The organism is Tissierella sp. P1 (genome assembly GCF_002266425.1).
Classification (GTDB): Bacteria; Bacillota; Clostridia; order Tissierellales; family Tissierellaceae; genus Tissierella; species Tissierella carlieri.
The window spans coordinates 102,018-120,107 of the sequence record NZ_NPMN01000004.1 but is presented as its reverse complement, the minus strand read 5'-3'; the positions used below and the strand labels follow the sequence as shown (position 1 = coordinate 120,107).

Annotated in this window: 19 protein-coding genes; 1 reads left to right on the top strand and 18 read right to left on the bottom strand. The window is 32.6% G+C overall.

Annotated elements, in window-relative coordinates; all coding sequences use genetic code 11:
* Positions 1-14 precede the first annotated feature (14 nt).
* Positions 15-1,064: an L-threonylcarbamoyladenylate synthase gene (locus CIW83_RS04150; RefSeq protein WP_094899609.1), complete on the bottom strand. Its 1,050-nt coding sequence runs from the start codon at positions 1,062-1,064 to the stop codon at positions 15-17.
* Positions 1,065-1,510: 446 nt separating this feature from the next.
* On the opposite strand from CIW83_RS04150, the gene CIW83_RS04145 reads away from it, so the two are divergent.
* Complete coding sequence (locus CIW83_RS04145) at positions 1,511-2,221, top strand: ZIP family metal transporter (protein WP_094899608.1); 711 nt, start codon at positions 1,511-1,513, stop codon at positions 2,219-2,221.
* Between the two features lie 41 nt (positions 2,222-2,262).
* On the opposite strand, the gene prfA is transcribed toward CIW83_RS04145, so the two are convergent.
* The 17 genes from prfA to CIW83_RS04060 all read right to left on the bottom strand — a co-directional run bounded on the left by prfA (position 2,263) and on the right by CIW83_RS04060 (position 17,998).
* Positions 2,263-3,330 carry a peptide chain release factor 1 gene (gene prfA / locus CIW83_RS04140; RefSeq protein ID WP_094899607.1) on the bottom strand — a complete coding sequence of 356 codons (1,068 nt, stop codon included), beginning with the start codon at positions 3,328-3,330 and terminating at the stop codon, positions 2,263-2,265.
* Between the two features lie 202 nt (positions 3,331-3,532).
* Positions 3,533-4,063: a chromate transporter gene (locus CIW83_RS04135; protein WP_094899606.1), complete on the bottom strand. Its 531-nt coding sequence runs from the start codon at positions 4,061-4,063 to the stop codon at positions 3,533-3,535.
* On the bottom strand, positions 4,060-4,602 hold the full coding sequence (locus tag CIW83_RS04130) for a chromate transporter (RefSeq protein WP_094899605.1): 543 nt from the start codon (positions 4,600-4,602) through the stop codon (positions 4,060-4,062). The genes CIW83_RS04135 and CIW83_RS04130 overlap by 4 nt, the downstream gene beginning before the upstream one ends.
* A 19-nt stretch (positions 4,603-4,621) precedes the next feature.
* Entirely contained in the window at positions 4,622-5,458 is an 837-nt protein-coding gene (gene prmC / locus CIW83_RS04125) for a peptide chain release factor N(5)-glutamine methyltransferase (protein ID WP_094899604.1), read from the bottom strand.
* Positions 5,452-6,324, bottom strand: coding sequence for a DUF1385 domain-containing protein (locus CIW83_RS04120; protein ID WP_235601218.1), 873 nt, complete (start codon positions 6,322-6,324; stop codon positions 5,452-5,454). Before CIW83_RS04120 ends, prmC begins: the two co-directional genes overlap by 7 nt.
* A 505-nt stretch (positions 6,325-6,829) precedes the next feature.
* Complete coding sequence (gene rpmE / locus CIW83_RS04115) at positions 6,830-7,030, bottom strand: 50S ribosomal protein L31 (RefSeq protein ID WP_094899603.1); 201 nt, start codon at positions 7,028-7,030, stop codon at positions 6,830-6,832.
* A gap of 95 nt (positions 7,031-7,125) precedes the next feature.
* Entirely contained in the window at positions 7,126-8,496 is a 1,371-nt protein-coding gene (gene rho, locus CIW83_RS04110) for a transcription termination factor Rho (protein WP_094899602.1), read from the bottom strand.
* Positions 8,497-8,759: 263 nt separating this feature from the next.
* Positions 8,760-9,728 (bottom strand): class II fructose-bisphosphatase, encoded by a 969-nt coding sequence (glpX, locus tag CIW83_RS04105; RefSeq protein ID WP_094899601.1) that lies wholly within the window; start codon positions 9,726-9,728, stop codon positions 8,760-8,762.
* An 11-nt stretch (positions 9,729-9,739) separates the two neighbouring features.
* Positions 9,740-10,387, bottom strand: coding sequence for a fructose-6-phosphate aldolase (gene fsa / locus CIW83_RS04100; protein ID WP_094899600.1), 648 nt, complete (start codon positions 10,385-10,387; stop codon positions 9,740-9,742).
* A gap of 145 nt (positions 10,388-10,532) precedes the next feature.
* The gene (locus CIW83_RS04095; protein ID WP_094899599.1) at positions 10,533-11,384 is read right to left on the bottom strand and encodes a class II fructose-1,6-bisphosphate aldolase; all 852 of its coding nucleotides are present in this window, start codon (positions 11,382-11,384) and stop codon (positions 10,533-10,535) included.
* Between the two features lie 163 nt (positions 11,385-11,547).
* Complete coding sequence (locus CIW83_RS04090; protein ID WP_094899598.1) at positions 11,548-14,043, bottom strand: ABC transporter permease; 2,496 nt, start codon at positions 14,041-14,043, stop codon at positions 11,548-11,550.
* Positions 14,036-14,716 (bottom strand): ABC transporter ATP-binding protein, encoded by a 681-nt coding sequence (locus tag CIW83_RS04085; protein ID WP_094899670.1) that lies wholly within the window; start codon positions 14,714-14,716, stop codon positions 14,036-14,038. Before CIW83_RS04085 ends, CIW83_RS04090 begins: the two co-directional genes overlap by 8 nt.
* A 430-nt stretch (positions 14,717-15,146) precedes the next feature.
* Positions 15,147-15,443, bottom strand: coding sequence for a sensor histidine kinase KdpD (locus CIW83_RS04080; RefSeq protein WP_158220007.1), 297 nt, complete (start codon positions 15,441-15,443; stop codon positions 15,147-15,149).
* Positions 15,416-16,033, bottom strand: a complete 618-nt coding sequence (locus CIW83_RS04075) for a sensor histidine kinase KdpD (RefSeq protein ID WP_094899596.1) — start codon at positions 16,031-16,033, stop codon at positions 15,416-15,418. Before CIW83_RS04075 ends, CIW83_RS04080 begins: the two co-directional genes overlap by 28 nt.
* Positions 16,030-16,698, bottom strand: a complete 669-nt coding sequence (locus CIW83_RS04070; protein WP_094899595.1) for a response regulator transcription factor — start codon at positions 16,696-16,698, stop codon at positions 16,030-16,032. Before CIW83_RS04070 ends, CIW83_RS04075 begins: the two co-directional genes overlap by 4 nt.
* Before the next feature lie 171 nt (positions 16,699-16,869).
* Entirely contained in the window at positions 16,870-16,980 is a 111-nt protein-coding gene (locus CIW83_RS04065; protein WP_201259668.1) for a putative holin-like toxin, read from the bottom strand.
* Between the two features lie 199 nt (positions 16,981-17,179).
* A complete protein-coding gene (locus tag CIW83_RS04060; protein WP_094899593.1) occupies positions 17,180-17,998 on the bottom strand; it encodes a 3-keto-5-aminohexanoate cleavage protein in 819 nt (272 codons plus the stop codon).
* Positions 17,999-18,090: the final 92 nt, after the last annotated feature.

The window sequence follows — 18,090 nt, the reverse complement described above, 5'->3', positions numbered from 1 at the left end:
TTAGTTCTCTCCTTCTAAACCTTAATAATTCTACCGCCAGCAGCCTTCATCATTCTATTCATTATTGCTATTCCTAAATGTGATGGTTCAACCCCCTCTGCTAAGATGATATCTACATTCTCCTCATCAAACAGTCTAAGGGTATTAAATAAATTACGAGCAATGGTTTCGTTATTTCGCCTGCTGCCCATAGATATTATCAGCCCATCCTTATAAATTTCCTTTGTTTCATCAGTACAAATAACCCCTACCCTTTTACCAATAGCCATATATTCTTTAGTCTTTGCCATAATAGCATCTGTTATCTTATCAATATCACCGCTAAAAACAAGCATCTCTGATTTTGGAGCATAATGTCTATATTTTTGTCCAGGGGATTTAGGAATTATATTTGCATCCTCTTTTATTATAGCAAAGTCTATAGTTACATTGGGGATTATTTTCTGTAAATCTTCCTTAGTTACTCCTCCTGGACGAAGAATCATAGGTAAATCTCCTGATAAATCTAGTACCGTTGACTCTAATCCTACTCCTGTCTCTCCGCCATCTACTATCATATCTACTTTATCCATTAAGTCATCTATTACATGCTTAGCTGATGTAGGACTAGGTCTTCCTGATATATTAGCAGAAGGTGCAGCTATGGGAACATTTGACATTTTTATTAGCTCCAATGCTATTTTATTCTCCGGCATCCTAATTGCTACAGTATCTAATCCTGCAGTAATTATATTTGGTACTTTATCGGATTTTGGCAGAAGGATTGTTAACGGTCCAGGCCAAAATTCCTCCATGCATTTTTTAGCTATATCTGGAATTTCCTCCACTAGCTCCTCAACTTGCTCTACTGAATAGACGTGAAGAATCAATGGATTATCTTCGGGTCTTCCCTTTGCAGCAAATATTTTTTTTGCCGCATTTTCATCAAATCCATTTGCACCAAGTCCATATACGGTTTCAGTTGGAAATGCAACTAATCCACTATTTTTAATTATATTTACCGCATCAATTATTAAATCACTGTTTATATTGTCTTTATCAATTTTTATTATTTTTGTCTTCATACTTACCTCTCACCTTATTTGTAAATAATGGGGAAACAGTGAATAATTAACAGTCAATAATTAATAGCTGAAAATCAAAATACACGGACTTCTTCTTAAAACTATTCACTTTTAACTTTTCACTATTCACTAATTTTATAACTTTTAACTATTCACTGACTTTTTTGCTTTATATTATTATATATTATTACCTACAAATTAACAATTCACAATTCACATAAGTAAGAATCCAAAATTGCAAACTATAGAAATCCCAAAAACATAACTTTTATGTACTGTAATTATACAAAAAACTTTGATAATTACAGCAATTTGGCTTAGCTACTTATACCTACTATCCAAAGTATAATTCAATAATTCTTTATTGTGTATTTATCTATACTCATTCATCAATTAGAATAATAATTATTAGAAACCTTTCATATTTATTAATGGGAGGGGTTAAAATGAGTGAATGGATTATAGGTATTATTGGACTTTTAGTAGGTGTCATAGGCATTAGTTTAGGAAGTATAATTGGAATATATATAAAGAAAACAGATAAAGTGTTAAGTTTTTTATTAGGATTGACTGGTGGATTTATGATGTTTATAGTAAGCTTTCACTTATTTCCTGAAGCATTTTACATAGGTGGGGTACTTAATGTGATATTAGGTGTTACAATAGGTATATTGGTTATTATTATATTGGAAACTTTATTAGATAAGTTATCTTGCTTTGTGAGCATAAAGACAGGTGCAATTTTGGGATTAAGTGTGGCTATACATAGTATCCCAGAAGGTATGGCTCTAGGCTCTACCTTAGTTGGCATCTCTGATTTTGGATTAGTTCTTACTATGGCAATGCTCTTACACAATATTCCTGAAGGGATGTCTATCTCACTACCTCTAAGTATGAATAAGATTAAGACTTGGAAAATAATGCTATTTAGCGTTCTAGTGGGAATGACTACTGGAATAGGAGCATATATCGGTGCTTATTTAGGTAATATTTCTAATACTGTTATTTCCCTCTGCTTAGCTAGTGCAGGAGGTATCATGTTATATATAGTCTGTGATGAATTAATCCCAACGGGAAAAACCCTCCACAGAGGAAGGTTTTCTAGTATTGGTACTGTTGTTGGATTTATATTAGGTATTGTATTATATTTTAAATAAATAAAAAAACGGTAACCGTAAAAGGTCACCGTTTTTGTTATCTATTCTTCTGAACTTAATTTTTCTGCTTGGTCTGAGGTAATTAAAGCATCTATCATCTCATCTAAATCACCATCTACAAAGGCATCTAACTTATATAGCGTTAGATTGATTCTATGGTCTGTAACTCTACCCTGCGGGAAATTATATGTTCTAATTCTTTCTGATCTATCGCCTGTACCTACTTGACCCTTTCTCTCTTCAGCTATTTCTGCTGCTTGATCTGTTAATAACTTATCGTATAATTTAGTTTTTAATATTTTCATTGCCTTTTCTCTATTTTTGATTTGGCTTCTTTCGTCTTGGCAGGCAACTACCACTCCTGTAGGTAAATGAGTGATTCTAACAGCAGAATCAGTAGTATTTACGTGCTGTCCACCTGCCCCAGATGATCTATAAATATCTATTTTTAAATCCTTCTCTTGTATATCTATATCAACATCTTCCGCTTCAGGCAACACTGCAACTGTAGATGTTGATGTGTGTATTCTACCGCTTGCTTCAGTTTCAGGTACTCTTTGAACTCTGTGTACACCAGATTCGTATTTTAGTCTACTATAAGCACCCTTACCTTTTATCATAAATATTACTTCTTTAAATCCACCAATACCTATTTCATTCGTACTCATTATTTCTACTTTCCATCTATTTCTCTCTGCATATCTTGAGTACATTCTAAATAAAACCCCTGAGAATAAAGCAGCTTCATCTCCTCCGGCTCCACCTCTTATTTCTACAATAACATTCTTATGATCATTTGGATCCTTTGGTACTAATAATACTCTCAATTCTTCCTCAATAGCTTCTAAAGAAGCTTCAAGGTCTTTTATCTCCTCTTTAACTAATTCTTTCATTTCATCATCTAATTTATCTCTAAGCATTTCTTTTGCTTCTTCAAGATTGTCTCTAGTTTCTACAAATTCTCTATATTTAAATACGATAGGCTCTATATCAGAATGTTCCTTCATCAATTTTTGAAACAATACTCTGTCATTTATTACTTCCATATCCATTACTTTTTCGCCTAATTCAATGTATTTCTCTTCAATTGCAGCTAATTTATCTAGCATATTCTCACTCCCCTATATTCAATTAACGATTAACAATATTCAGTTAACAATTAAAAACATTGAAATAAATCAATTTGTTAAAAATATTATTCTCTTATCTTTTAATTATTAATTGAAAAATTTCTATTTAATTTTATTTTTTAACTTTAATCATACCTTATTAAGTATGAATTTTATTTTATCAATTGTCAATTATTTTTTATTAATTTCCAATTAAAAAATAAAACGCTCCCACTGTACCAGCAATTACAATTGTAAGTATAGGATGCAATTTTTTAAATGAGGTTAAGTAAAATAGGATAACCATCAATACCAAACTCTTTATATCTATAACAGCATCCTTGGCCACAGTTATACTAGCAGAAGCAATAAGGCCTAATACAACTGGTCTTATTCCTGTAAATGCCCAAGTAATATAAGGAGAATCCTTAACCTTTGACAGAAAATGAGCTATAATAAGTATTATAACTATAGATGGCAGAACTACAGCAATCGTAGCCGCTACAGATCCTAATATTCCCGCTACCTTATATCCCAAGAAAGTAGCAGAATTTATTGCAACTGGCCCTGGTGTCATTTCTACTACAGCCAATATATCTATAAATTCCTTAGTCGTCAACCAACCATGGACATCTATTATCTCTTTTCTTATCAATGGTAGCATAGCATATCCGCCACCAAAACTAAAGGCCCCTATTTTTAAAAATGATATAAAAAGCTTCAATACATTCATATTTTCTTCTCCTTATTTTTAAAATAGATAATTGAGCCAAAAGCAGCTATAAGAATTATTATTATAGGACTAATATCCAATATTATTATAGCCAAAACTGTAAGTAAAGCTCCTGCTATCATAGAAACACTAAGTTTCATTTTTGATCCCAGTTTATATACTGCTGAAAATATTAATGCCGCTACTGCAGGTCTTATTCCTAGAAATATTTTCTCCACAATAGGATTTCCTCTATACCCCCAAAAAAACTTAACAATAAGGAGTATAATCACAAAAGAAGGAAGAACAGTCCCCAATGTACAAAATAGAGCTCCTTTTAAACCTGCCTTTTTATATCCCACATAAGTACTTGTATTCACAGCTACAGGTCCTGGAGTTACCTCAGCTATAGCCAATATATCCATAAATTCTTCTGTGGTAAGCCATTGGTTTTCATCAACAACTTCCCTTTGAATTAAAGGAAGCATAGCATATCCCCCACCAATAGTAAATGCACCTATTTTAAAAAACGTTGAAAATAATTTAAATAGCAACTTCATTGAAAGCACAACTCCTTTACTATTTAATACCTAAAACTACTCTATCAAGTCCTTGTAGATCTTTTAAAACTGATACTTTATTAAATCCTTCCGAATGTAAAATCTCTACAACAGCCTCTCCCTGATCGTAACCAATTTCATATATCAAAAGTCCATTATCGTCTAAAAATTGTTTACTTTCAGGTGTAATCTTCCTGTAAAAGTCTAAACCATCTAATCCACCATCTAAAGCAAGCCTTGGTTCAAAATCCTTTACTGTCGTATCTAAATTTTCAATTTCTTTAGAAGCAATATATGGTGGATTAGATGCTATTATTTGGAATCCACCATCTAAATCAAGCCCTTCTAGTGCTTTAAACAAATCACCTTTATAAAAATTAACATTGAACAAATTTAATTTCTCTTTATTAATATTTGCTACCTTAATTGCAGTATCTGAAATATCGACTCCGTAGACAAAGGCATTTTTACAATAGTGAGCTATACTTAATGAAATAGCACCACTACCAATGCCCAAATCTAACACTTTAATATTTCTATCCCCATAATTTTTATTTATATAGTCTATAGTATACTCTACTAAAATTTCAGTATCTGGTCTAGGGACTAGAACTCCTTCCTCTAAATAAAAATCTAGCCCCATAAACTCTCTTTCTCCTAATATATACTGTATAGGATATCCCCTAGCTCTTTCTTCCATGAGATACAAAAACTTTTCCTCGACTTCTTTTGAGACTTCCCTATCTCCATAGGTATATATATAGGATTTATCTACATCTAATAATTTGCATAATATTAGAATTGAATCTAAGATGGAATTTTCCGACTTCCTTAGTAGATTATTTATTGTTACCATTTATCCTCATCCTTATTATCTGTTAAAACTGCTTTTAATGATTCTATGGCCACTTGAATTTGCTCACCATCAGGCTCTTTTACTGTAGCTAGTTTTTGAATCATTAGGCCAGGATAAGAAAGAAGATAAGCTAATTTTGAACTGCTTTTCCCAATAAGCCTATTTATTTCATAAGATATACCTGCAATTACAGGAAACATCAAAATCCTCACAACAAATCTTTGTAATGGATTCGGCCAGCCAAAGAATGATAAGACCAATATACTAATTATCATTACCATAAATAAAAAGCTAGTTCCACATCTTGGATGAAGAATTGGATGTTTCTTTACATTTTCAACTGTAAGCTCTTCTTCATTTTCATAGCAATGTATAGTCTTATGTTCAGCACCATGATATTCAAATACTCTTCTAATATCATCTAGTTTAGACACTCCTATTATATATATTAAGAATATTATTATTCTAACTAAGCCTTCTATAAGATTTAAACCTATTGAGCTATTAATTCTACCCTTAAAGAAATTGGTTAAAAGAGTAGGCAATATCATAAATATTCCTACAGCAAGTATGATAGAGCTGATTACAGCAAAGACCATCTCAATATCTCCTGCTTTATCTTTAAATATCTTTTGAGTAAAACTTTCTTTAGATGAGGTTTCTTCTTCCTCTTCATAGAATTCCGCTGAATACATCAATGCTCTAGTACCAAACATTAAAGCCTCTACAAGTCCTACTATTCCCCTGATAAATGGAAGTTTGAATATTTTATACCTCATACCCAAAGTGTTTAACTTTTCCATTTTTATTTCAATTTCTCCATCAGGTTTTCTAACAGCAATAGCTATATCCTTTGGTCCACGCATCATAACCCTTCTATTAGTGCCTGTCCTCCAATGCTTGTAATATGTTTGGGTACTCTATCTAAATTCTTTATTTTCATATATTCACCCCCGAATTTTTGGTCTTTTCTCTTGAGCAGAGTTGTTACTACTTTGTTTCGTCATGTTAGGTATCTCGCAACTCAAATTTATTTGCTCCCTATCGGTCGCATAAATTTGGTCCTAACGGACACTCCTAATGAGAAATTCTACATTAGGGTTGGTGCTCATTGCCTTTTTGTCCAATAAGCGTAGCGAATTGTAGACAAAACGGACAGCGTAGGTGCGTTTGACCTACTAAAGCTCACTAACGTTCGTTGTGTTAGGTCATTTCCCGTAGTCTCGCAACTCAAATCTATTTACTCACTACGCTCGTATAGATTTGGTGCTCGTTACGTTTGACCTACATCAACTCACTGTCGTTCGTTGTGTTAGGTCATAAAAAATAAAGGTTAGTTGCCCAAGCATCTAACCTAGTTTTCTGAAGAAATTAGTCCATATTGTATTTCTTCTTGAATTTTTCAACACGTCCACCACGTTCAACGAATTTTTGACGACCTGTAAAGAATGGATGACATTCTGAACAGATTTCAACTCTTAATTCATCTTTAACAGAACCTGTTGTAAATGTATTTCCACAGGCACAAGTTACAGTAGCTTCTTTATAATTTGGATGAATATCCGCCTTCATTCCTTTCACCTCTCTTCAACTGCTAATATATAGCAAAAAAACATTCTTTCATAATTCAACCATTAAATTATAGCATATAATTTTTTTCTTTTCAACTAAAACCAAATTTTATTTCTCATCTCATCTATGAATTGGTCGTTATTTCTAGTTTTTACTAAGTTTTCTATTAAATTCTCAGTCACATCTTGTGTAGGTGCATTTCCCATAGCTTTTCTTATAGCCCATATTGTTTCAAGTTCTTTTTGAGATAGAAGTAATTCTTCTCTCCTAGTTCCTGATTTATTAATATCAACAGCTGGGAATATTCTCTTCTCAGATAACTTTCTATCCAAATGAATTTCCATATTACCCGTTCCTTTAAATTCTTCAAATATAACATCATCCATACGGCTGCCAGTCTCAACTAAAGCCGTAGCAAGAATAGTTAAAGAGCCACCTTCTTCTAAATTTCTTGCAGCACCAAAAAATCTCTTAGGTTTATGTAATGCACCTGGATCTAATCCTCCTGAAAGAGTTCTGCCTGTAGCTGGTATCGTTAAGTTATATGCTCTAGCAAGCCTTGTAATACTATCTAGTAAAACCACTACATCTTTACCATGTTCTACCAACCTTTTTGCTCTTTCCAATACAATTTCAGCAACCTTTGTATGATGTTGTGGTAGTTCATCAAATGTTGAGTAAACTACATCACCCTTTACTGATCTTTTCATATCAGTTACCTCTTCAGGTCTTTCATCTATTAGAAGCACAATCACTTCTACTTCAGGATGATTTTTTTCTATAGAATTCGCAACCATTTTAAGTAAAGATGTTTTTCCAGCCTTTGGCGGAGACACAATCATACCTCTTTGTCCCTTGCCAATAGGTGCGATTAAATCAATCATCCTAGTAGCAAGCTCAGAGGAATTAGTTTCAAGTTTTAATCTTTTAGTTGGGTATATGGGAGTCAAACTATCGAAATTAGGTCTTTTTGTACAGGTTTCTGGATGCATTCCATTAACAGATTTTATATAGAGAAGAGCTTTATATCTTTCTCCAGGATTTGGATCTCTAGTAACGCCAAAGATTTTATCTCCTGTTCTTAATCTAAATCGTCTGATTTGAGACGGGGAAATGTATATATCCTCATCACCAGATAAATAATTATCAGATCTTAAAAAACCATAACCATCTGCATGTAACTCGAGGATTCCTTCAGCCCCGTTTATCTTATCCATATTCTCCAATTCTTCCGTGACTTTTTCGGGTAAATCCTCAGTTTCAATATCTTTAATATTTATTTTTACTTCATTTTCATCAGATAACTCTTTTTCTTCCAATTTCTCTTTTTCTTCCGAAGCAAAGTTTTGAAGTATTATATCCTTTAACTCGTCCTTCTTATATTTATAAGGACTGGCTATTCCTTGAGATTTTGCAATCTCTCTTAGTTCGCCTATTTTTTTATCCGACAGATCATGTTCCGTCAAACATAAACACCCCTTTCATCAATTGACAATTCACAATTCACAATTCACTAGATAAACAAACCCTAAAGGACTACTGAATTATACTGCGGGGCAAATATCAGTAGCTAAGTGATGAACACAAAATCAAAAACCATGATTTTGGTTCCCTACTTTAGTTCACAATTAAAAGATTCAAAGACTAGATTCCTCGCTTTGCCCAGAATAGCAATCTCTTTATTTATGTTTTCAATCGTGCATTGTGCATCGTGAATTGTGCATTGTTTCTATTTCGCGTATTCTGGTTTTTTATCTAATTTATGAGTAGCCTCAATAAATCTTATAGTGCCTGTCTCCGCTCTCAAAACTAGAGTATGAGTTGAAGCAACATTATTTTCTAGATACTTCACTCCTTGAAGTAGTTCTCCATGTGATACACCTGTTGCTGCAAAAACTATTTCATCTCCCTTTACAAGGTCATCTGTCTTATATACTTTATTTAAGTCAACGCCCATCTCTATACATCTTCTTTTTTGTTCTTCTGTCACAGGATGTAAAATGCCTTGGAATTCACCACCCATACATTTTAGGGCTGCCGCAGTTATAACTCCCTCAGGAGCTCCTCCTATACCTACCATCATATCCACACCTGTATTTTCAAAACATGTATTTATGGCAGCAATCACATCTCCATCAGTAATCATTCTAATCCTTGCTCCAGCTTTTCTTATACTTGCCACCAAGTCATTGTGCCTTGGCCTATCAAGCATAGTTATAGTAACTTCTGATACATCTTTATCTAAAGCCTTAGCAACTTGAGCTATATTGTCCTCTATAGGAGCATTGATATCTATAACTCCAGCCGCTTTTGGTCCTACAGCTATTTTTTTCATGTAAGTATCTGGAGCATGAAGCATGCAACCCCTCGGAGCTATAGCTACTACAGAAACAGCATCAGGACGGCCATATGCAATGGAGCTTGTTCCGTCTAGAGGGTCTACTGCTATATCTATTTTTAAACTATCTGGACCTGCTATGCCTATTTGTTCTCCAATATATAGCATAGGTGCCTCGTCAATCTCACCTTCACCAATAACTACGACTCCGTCTATATTTACAGTATCAAACATACGCCTCATAGCATCAACGGCAGCCTGGTCTGCAGCATTCTTGTCTCCTCTACCTAAAAATTTTGCACTAGCTAACGCAGCTGCTTCCGTTACTCTTGCTAAATTTAATGCCAAATTTCTATCCATCTTAACACTCCCTATTTAATTTGTAAGCCTTCCCAATCCTTTAAAAATTTATCTATACCTATATCAGTCAATGGATGATCAAGCATTTGTCCAAATACTTTATATGGTATAGTTGAAATATGGGCTCCAGCTTTTGCAGCATCTAATACATGAATAGGATGTCTAATACTTGCTGCAATTATTTCAGTATTTATATTGTGAATATTAAATACTTGAACTATATCTTCAATAATGTAAATTCCTTCATTACTAATATCATCTAGTCTTCCTACAAAAGGACTTACATAAGTAGCCCCAGCACGAGCTGCAAGTAAAGCTTGGTTAGCCGAAAAAATCAAAGTCACATTAGTCTTGATTCCTTCTTCAGCTAAAACCTTTACAGCTTTTAGTCCTTCTTTAGTCATAGGAATCTTGATAACAATATTCGGATGAATTTTAACTAACTCCCTAGCTTCCCTCAGCATTCCTTCCTTATCTAAAGAAATAACCTCGGCACTAATAGGTCCATCTACTATGTCAGCAATTTCTTTAACAACTTCCTTGAAATCTCTACCCTCCTTAGCGATTAAGCTAGGATTGGTGGTGACTCCACAGATAACTCCCCATTCATTAATTTCTTTTATTTCTTCTATATTTGCAGTATCAATAAAAAGCTTCATACTATACCCCCCTTTTTTCCAATGCACAATGCACAATTCACAATTCACAGTTCACAGTTACTGGAGTCTAGTTATAAGGTCTTTTTAGCGACCTTCGGTCGCTTTCTTTAATTGTGCATCGTGCATCGTGAATTGTGAATTGGCTTTACGCTCTACCTACTGAGCCGAATATATGCATTTTTTCTTTAATTTTTTCTTTCATTCGAGTTTTTGCAGGAGTTAATATCTTTCTTGGATCAATATTATCTGGATTAGCTTTAATGAAGTCTTTTACTCCTTCAGCAAATGCTATTCTAAGATCTGTATCTATGTTTATCTTACAAATTCCTAAAGATATAGCTTTTCTCAGAGCCTCTTCAGGAACTCCAGAAGAACCATGTAGCACTAGGGGAACTCCTACCTTATCTCTTATAGTCTTTATTCTATCGAAGTCAAGTTTTGGTTCTCCCTTATACACACCATGGGCAGTACCTACTGCTATTGCTAAAAAGTCTATATTAGTCTCCTTTACAAATCTTAATGCTTCCTCTGGATCTGTAAAAGTAGCATCTCTTTCATCTACGGTAATATGATCCTCAGTACCTCCAATCTTTCCTAACTCTGCCTCAACAGAAACACCTACAGCATGAGCTACCTCTATTACCTTATTAGTATATGCAATATTTTCATCTAGGGCAAATCTAGATCCGTCAATCATTACAGAAGTAAAACCATGTCTAATACATAACATTACTTGGTCAAAATCAGTACCATGATCTAAGTGTAAAGCTACTGGCACCTTAGCATTTCTAGCAGCTATCTTTCCTAGACCAGCAATATATTCTATACCAGCATATTTAATTCCACCTTGACTAGCTTGAAGAATCACTGGTGAATTAGTTTCTTCAGCAGCTTCAATAATAGCTTGCACTATCTCCATATTGTTTACATTAAAAGCACCAACAGCATATCCATTTTTTTGAGCATCTAATAACAATTCTCTTCCAGTAACTAACATTTAATTCCCTCCATTTTTCTTATTATATACTATTATATCAGATTTCAAAACTATTAGAGTAAGAAATTTGGATAAAAACATAACAATAAGTATCTTTTGATGACTAGCACCAAAAAAGATACTTATTGAATATATAATACATCCTATTTGTTTTATAAACTCTTTAATCGTCTCTTTTAATTCTTTCCACTATACTTTCCCTTACCATAGATTTATTTATAATATATGGTAAAATAATCCCTAGAATAATTATAATAGGTAGAGCTATTGCAAGTGGCTTTAAGGTAAAATTATAAGTAGCAAAAAAAGATTCCCTAGTTAGTTTCTTTATTATAGTAATAGATATGACTATGGAGAATATTGCAGATATAATCATAGTTCCCAAAGAATAAAATATCCCTTCTCTTATAAGCATAGAATTTAACTGTTTTCTTGTCATTCCTATACTTTGAAGTAATGCAAATTCTCTTTTTCTTGTGATGATACTTGTTGTTATTGAGTTAATAAAATTAACAATTCCCACCAAGGCTACAATAAAACTTAAAGAACCTCCAACTAATAAAAACATATTCTTATAATTATCAAAATCAGATTTTTGTTTGTCTCTAGAATCATAGTCTAAGGTATAGTCAATGCTATTCGTATAATCCTCTAGGAAACTTTCATAATCAGTTATATTTTCACCCTCCACATCAAATTGATAGACCATAGTAAATGGGTCTTTTATTATTTCCTTATAAACATTTGAAGGTAAATATAATAATTGGCTATGGATCGCCTTTCCATTCTTATCACTTATAAAGTTTACATATCTAGCATGGTTTGTATAGTCATAGGATATAATAGCCATTACTTCAAATTCTTTGACTCCATTCTCTGTATTTAATTTAACGCTATCTCCCACATCATACTTAATCCTATCCCATACTGGAGTCCCATTATTATTGGTATACCCACCATAGATAATATAATCTCCGCTCTTTAATTTTTCCACGTCGATTTGACCTTTTATTATTTTTTGTCTATCTATTAAATAATCATCTAATCCATAAAGTTGAATAGGAGTTTGATTTTGAGGTTCTAAATCTTTTTCATCTAAAAATTCCACAGAATCAGCTGGAGTATAATAAATTCTACCTCCATTTTCAAATCCCTTTTTACTGTTTATCAACCCTATTACATCCTCAGTTAAACTATCTTCTTTGAATCTAAAATCAGATTTAAAATATTTTGCTGACCCTAATACAAAATCAGAATTAATAAATTCACTTAGATATTTATTCATATCAAAACTATTTGTCATTGTATATACAGAATTAAGGAGAATTAAACTTAAAGACATAGATAGAAGAACAATAACAGTTCTAATTTTGTTTCTAAATAAATTGGACATTGCCATTTTACTAATATTAACCCTTGCTTCTGATTTTCTTATATGATCATAATTCACCTTATCAATATCTGTAATTTTTACAGCTTCCACAGGTGAGACTTTTCCTGCAATCTTTCCTGGTTTCCTACAGGATATAAAAACTGTAATTAAGGAGAATAATATGGAAAACAAGAAAATCCAAGGTGTTGGACTCTTCACCACTCGACCTCCAATTGATGTAGTAGAGGCAATTCTAGGAAGAATCAAATTCCCTGCAAAATATCCTAATATTAATCCTATTGGGATTCCTATTAAAGATATAAAAAAGGCCTGTCTTCTTATAATCCTCATAATCTGCTTTTTAGTTGTACCTACTGTTTTTAACAGTCCATAGAATTTAATATCTGAAACTACAGAAATCTGAAATATATTATATATAATCAAATATCCTGTAAAGATGATAATCAATAGAATCAATACCATGCCACCTATAGTAATGGGGTCAGCATCTTCCAGTTTTCCTGACATATATCCCCAATTAACTCCAATATCAATAGCTGGACCTTCTTCATCAGGAACGTATCCACTTTCTGATTGAACCTGAATTAATTTTTCTTCAATATTCTTTGAATTAGAAAACATTACATCTAAGTAATATATATTTTCTGGCAAATTAAGGGAATCTGCATATTCTTTTGATGTAAACACCATCCTTGCCATCATAGCCTCATCTGCATCGTAGAATCCCGATAGTATAAACTCATCTTCTATAGTTTCTAGTACTATTCCATTTTCTTCAATGGTATATCTTAATCTAATCTTTTCTCCTACTCTATGAGGAATTTTAAGTAAATCTAGCACTAAAGTATCAGTAATTATCTCATTTTTTTCTATGGGTAGCCTCCCAGTAGTAGGATAATTAAAACCTCTTTTAATATAATTTTCATCCCCATAAGAAATCTCTACTTGCTCTTTGATAAATTCATCATTTATCACTGCTCCAATCATTTGCCTTATTCCAGCCTCTTTAATTAACGGATGAGTCTTTAATCTATCTATATCCTCTATATTTATACGTTTAAATGCCCCATGAAATGTAGTCCCCACCATTCTCATGGTCTCAAGTTCCATAGAATTTTTCATACCAAATCCAATAGTAAAAAGACTTGTAAATAATAAGGTAGTCAATGCAATGGCAATAAAGGCAATAATATTTCTTCTACGATTGTTTTTTAAACTAGATGTGGCGATTTTGTTAATAATTTTTTTATTACTAACCTTATTCATTTATCTCACCACCAAGAATTTTACCGTCTTCAATTCTAATAATACGGTCTGCCATTTGAGCAATTTCTTCATTATGAGTAATCATAATAACTGTTTGATTAAACCTCTTACTAGATACCTTTATTAATCCCATGACATCTAAGCTAGTTTTGCTATCTAAGTTACCCGTTGGTTCATCAGCTAATATAATAGACGGTTTAGTAGCCAATGCACGACCAATAGCAACTCTTTGCTGCTGCCCACCAGAAAGGTGATTTGGCATATTATACCTTTTATCTTCAATTCCCAAAGTCTTAAATATCTCTTCAATATATTCCCTGTCAATTTCATTTCCATCTAAAGAAATAGGAAGTGTAATGTTTTCATATACATTCAAAACTGGGATTAAATTATAATTTTGAAAAATAAATCCAATCTTTCTTCTACGGAATATAGTGAGTTCATCATCCTTTAGTTTAAATATATTCTTGTCATCAATTATAACCTCTCCAGATGTAGGTTTGTCTAATCCACCTAGCATATGCAATAAGGTAGATTTTCCTGATCCAGAAGTTCCCACAATAGCTACAAACTCTCCTCGTTTTACTTCTATACTAGCTCCATCTAATGCCTTCACCAAATTCTTATCATCACCATAGTATTTTTTTAAATCCAGAGCCTTCAAAATTTCCATACAAATCACCTCATCTTCCTCAATTTCAAAGCCCAAATCTATTCACCCCCCGTTGGTCGTACAAATTTAGTACTCATTGCCTTTTTATCCAATGAGTACTCGGGAGTCGCAGACAAAACGGACAGCGAAACGAATGTTGCATTTGACCTACTAAAGCTCACAACCTTTATCTACCCCGTAGCATAATTCAGTGGTGTCCGCTAGGACCTATCGTTCGCTAAGTTAGGTCATTTTCCGCAGTCTCACCGCACAAATTCATTTGCTCATTGTCATTCGCATGAATTTGGCGTTCGTTGCGTTTGACCTACTAAAGCTCACTATCGTTCGCTAAGTTAGGTCATAAAAATAGTCTATAACTTATAATATAGACTATAGCAAACTACTCTTTCAAAATCCTTTCTAGATTCTAACAGTTATGAAAGAATTATATTTATTTTTTATCCTTTGGTAAAAATATAGAAAATCTAGTTTGTTTAGAGGAAGATTCCACTTGAATATATCCACCTTGTCCTTCTATTATTTCTCTCGATAAGTATAACCCTATACCTAACCCTTCTTTATCTCTTACATTTTCACCTCTATAAAATCTTTGGAATATCTTGTTGATTTCTTCTTCCTTAATTTCTATTCCCTCATTTAAAATATCAACTCTAAGAAAAATAGTATATTCTATAATTCTTATATGGATATTTCTGTCCTCTAATCCATATTTAATCCCATTATCCACAATATTATATATAGCTTCCTCCGTCCACTTAAAGTCAAAGAAGCAAAGTGCTCATCCTCTTCTATAAAATCTATATAAATATTCTTTTTCTCCGCATTTTTCAAACTAGAATTAATGATATTTTTAATTAAATCATTAACACTATTCAAACTAGAATTTAATTTTATTATTCCCGTTTCTAATCTAGATGCCTTTATTAAATTTTGAATTAGAAAACTTAATTTATTTGCTTGAAAGACGATTTCATCAACATATTCTATAGATTGATTTTCCTTTAAAAGTTGTGAATAAAGCATGATATTTGATATTGGTGTTTTAGATTGATGTGAAATGTCAGAAATCAAAACTTCTATATTTTTCTTTTGGTTAAATAAGTTTTTTTCCGTTGCTTGAGAATCCAATAGGTATCTATAAAATTTTGATTCTATTTTGGATAACTCTGATTCGTCAAAGCTTTTTTCAGTAAAATTCCCCTTTATAGCCAAGTCTAACATTTCATTAATTCTAATAGTTATAAGTTCCATATTTTTTCTTATATATAGAATATGTATTATTAAAACTACAATGATCACAGTTAAAAAAATCTTCATGAATTAATCCCCCAAGTATAACCTACTCCATATATGGTTTTAATATATTCATGAGCATCTAATTTATTTCTCAGCCTATTTATACTAACAGAAAGAGCATTTTCATCTACATATTCAGCACCGTCAGACCAGATTTTATCAATCAATATATCTCTAGACACTACCTTTCCAATATTCTGTATTAGTATATTTAGCAACTTATATTCTGTTTTACTCAAAATAATTTCCCTATTACCCTTCAGAAAAACCATATCGTCAAAATTAAAAGAATAGTCATCTATTTCAAATTTATTTACAACTTTTTGCGATGAGCGCCTTAAAAGTGCTAAAACTCTAGCTCTTAAAACCATAAGACTAAAAGGTTTAGTAATATAGTCATCAGCTCCAAGTTCAAATCCTGTAACTATATCGACCTCCATATCTTTAGCAGTTAGCATTACTATAGGGACTTCACTTATTCTGCGAATCTCTTTGCAAAATTCCATTCCATCTCCATCAGGTAAATTTAGATCTAGAATAATTAAATCTATGTCATTTTCCAAAAATATCTTTCTGCCCTCACTTAAATTATATCCTTGATAAAAATTATAATCTTCATGTTTTAATGATAGAGCAATCCCCTTATTTAAAGCTATGTCATCTTCTATTATTAAAATGCTTTTCAATACTATCACCTGCCTAATTTAAAAATTGCCATAATATATGATCTTTCACTGTTTATTTTAATCTATGTTTTGGTATAATATAAATAAAATAAGGCAATCGACATCACAAGATGTGATTGCCACTCATAGTGATTTTAAAGCCTAATCACTCTGTATGGCGGTGCAGGGTGATTATTTTTTTCCTTTAACATTATCCTTTATTAGAATAACTACTAAGGAGATTAGTGATATAATAAGCATACCAAACGAAATCATTAAAGAGATTGCTTGAAATGTACTCATATCACACCACCTCCTTTCTTTTATGAAATGAGATGGTATCACACCCTGCATATCGATTGCCTTGCCCTAATAATATCATAGAAGATATTTATCTTTCAATATTAATTAAATAAAAATAAGTATCAAAATCAGTACAGCCTTAACCCTTAGCATATTGATTAACTAAAACGGCCACTAATTTTGATACTTACTCAATTATCTATCTCTTCTTTAATCCTAATATTTCTCTTGCTTCATCTGGAGTAGCTATTTCTCTACCTAGTTCTTTAGCTATTCTTACAACCTTTTCAACTAATTCACCATTTGACTTAGCTAATACTCCCTTTTCTATATATACATTATCTTCAAAACCTACTCTAACATGTCCACCCATAGTAATGGCAACTGCTGCTAATGGGAATTCATGTCTACCTATTCCTGCTACAGTCCAAGTAGATCCTGCTGGAATACTATCTACCATAAATGATAAGTCTCTAACAGTTGCAGCCATTTGCACGCCTAATACAAAATCAAAGTGCATTGGCTCTTTTATGAAGCCTTGCTTAGCATATTTGATTGCATAGTCAACCATACCTTTATCAAATACTTCTACCTCTGGCTTAACTCCTCTTTCAATCATAAGTCTGCCAAAGTTTTTAATAGTATTTTCAGTATTTACAAATACTTCATCCCCGCCAAAGTTACAAGTACCACAATCTAAAGTTGCCATTTCTGGCCCTAGCTCTGTTGGTTGAAGTCTTTCTTCATCAGTCATACCAACTGCTCCACCTGTAGAAGGTTGGATAATAACATCAGGACATCTCTTATAGATTTCATCCATACAAGCTTTAAATCTAGATTTATCTTGAGTTGGAGTACCATCATCTTCTCTAACATGAAGGTGAATTATACTTGCTCCAGCCTTATATGCTGCTTCTGCTTCTCTACCAATTTCCTCTACAGTATAAGGAACAGCTGGATTGTGCTCCTTAGTTACTTCTGCACCGCAAATAGCAGCAGTGATAATTAATTTTTCCATATAAACGCCCCCCTATTATTCAATTAACAATTCACAATGCACGATGCACAATTAAATTCTCAGATTCTTCGCCTATTTTGTTTATCTAGTGA

Coding starts and splice junctions, on each gene's coding strand:
- CIW83_RS04060 (WP_094899593.1), bottom strand. CDS start 17,998: ATGGAAAAATTAATTATCACTGCTGCTATTTGCGGTGCAGAAGTAACT.
- glpX (WP_094899601.1), bottom strand. CDS start 9,728: ATGGATAGAAATTTGGCATTAAATTTAGCAAGAGTAACGGAAGCAGCT.
- CIW83_RS04130 (WP_094899605.1), bottom strand. CDS start 4,602: ATGAAGTTGCTATTTAAATTATTTTCAACGTTTTTTAAAATAGGTGCA.
- prmC (WP_094899604.1), bottom strand. CDS start 5,458: ATGGTAACAATAAATAATCTACTAAGGAAGTCGGAAAATTCCATCTTA.
- CIW83_RS04095 (WP_094899599.1), bottom strand. CDS start 11,384: ATGTTAGTTACTGGAAGAGAATTGTTATTAGATGCTCAAAAAAATGGA.
- CIW83_RS04065 (WP_201259668.1), bottom strand. CDS start 16,980: ATGAGTACATTTCAAGCAATCTCTTTAATGATTTCGTTTGGTATGCTT.
- prfA (WP_094899607.1), bottom strand. CDS start 3,330: ATGCTAGATAAATTAGCTGCAATTGAAGAGAAATACATTGAATTAGGC.
- CIW83_RS04120 (WP_235601218.1), bottom strand. CDS start 6,324: ATGCGTGGACCAAAGGATATAGCTATTGCTGTTAGAAAACCTGATGGA.
- fsa (WP_094899600.1), bottom strand. CDS start 10,387: ATGAAGCTTTTTATTGATACTGCAAATATAGAAGAAATAAAAGAAATT.
- rpmE (WP_094899603.1), bottom strand. CDS start 7,030: ATGAAGGCGGATATTCATCCAAATTATAAAGAAGCTACTGTAACTTGT.
- CIW83_RS04075 (WP_094899596.1), bottom strand. CDS start 16,033: ATGAAGATTTTTTTAACTGTGATCATTGTAGTTTTAATAATACATATT.
- CIW83_RS04150 (WP_094899609.1), bottom strand. CDS start 1,064: ATGAAGACAAAAATAATAAAAATTGATAAAGACAATATAAACAGTGAT.
- CIW83_RS04135 (WP_094899606.1), bottom strand. CDS start 4,063: ATGAATGTATTGAAGCTTTTTATATCATTTTTAAAAATAGGGGCCTTT.
- CIW83_RS04085 (WP_094899670.1), bottom strand. CDS start 14,716: ATGGAAATTTTGAAGGCTCTGGATTTAAAAAAATACTATGGTGATGAT.
- CIW83_RS04090 (WP_094899598.1), bottom strand. CDS start 14,043: ATGAATAAGGTTAGTAATAAAAAAATTATTAACAAAATCGCCACATCT.
- CIW83_RS04145 (WP_094899608.1), top strand. CDS start 1,511: ATGAGTGAATGGATTATAGGTATTATTGGACTTTTAGTAGGTGTCATA.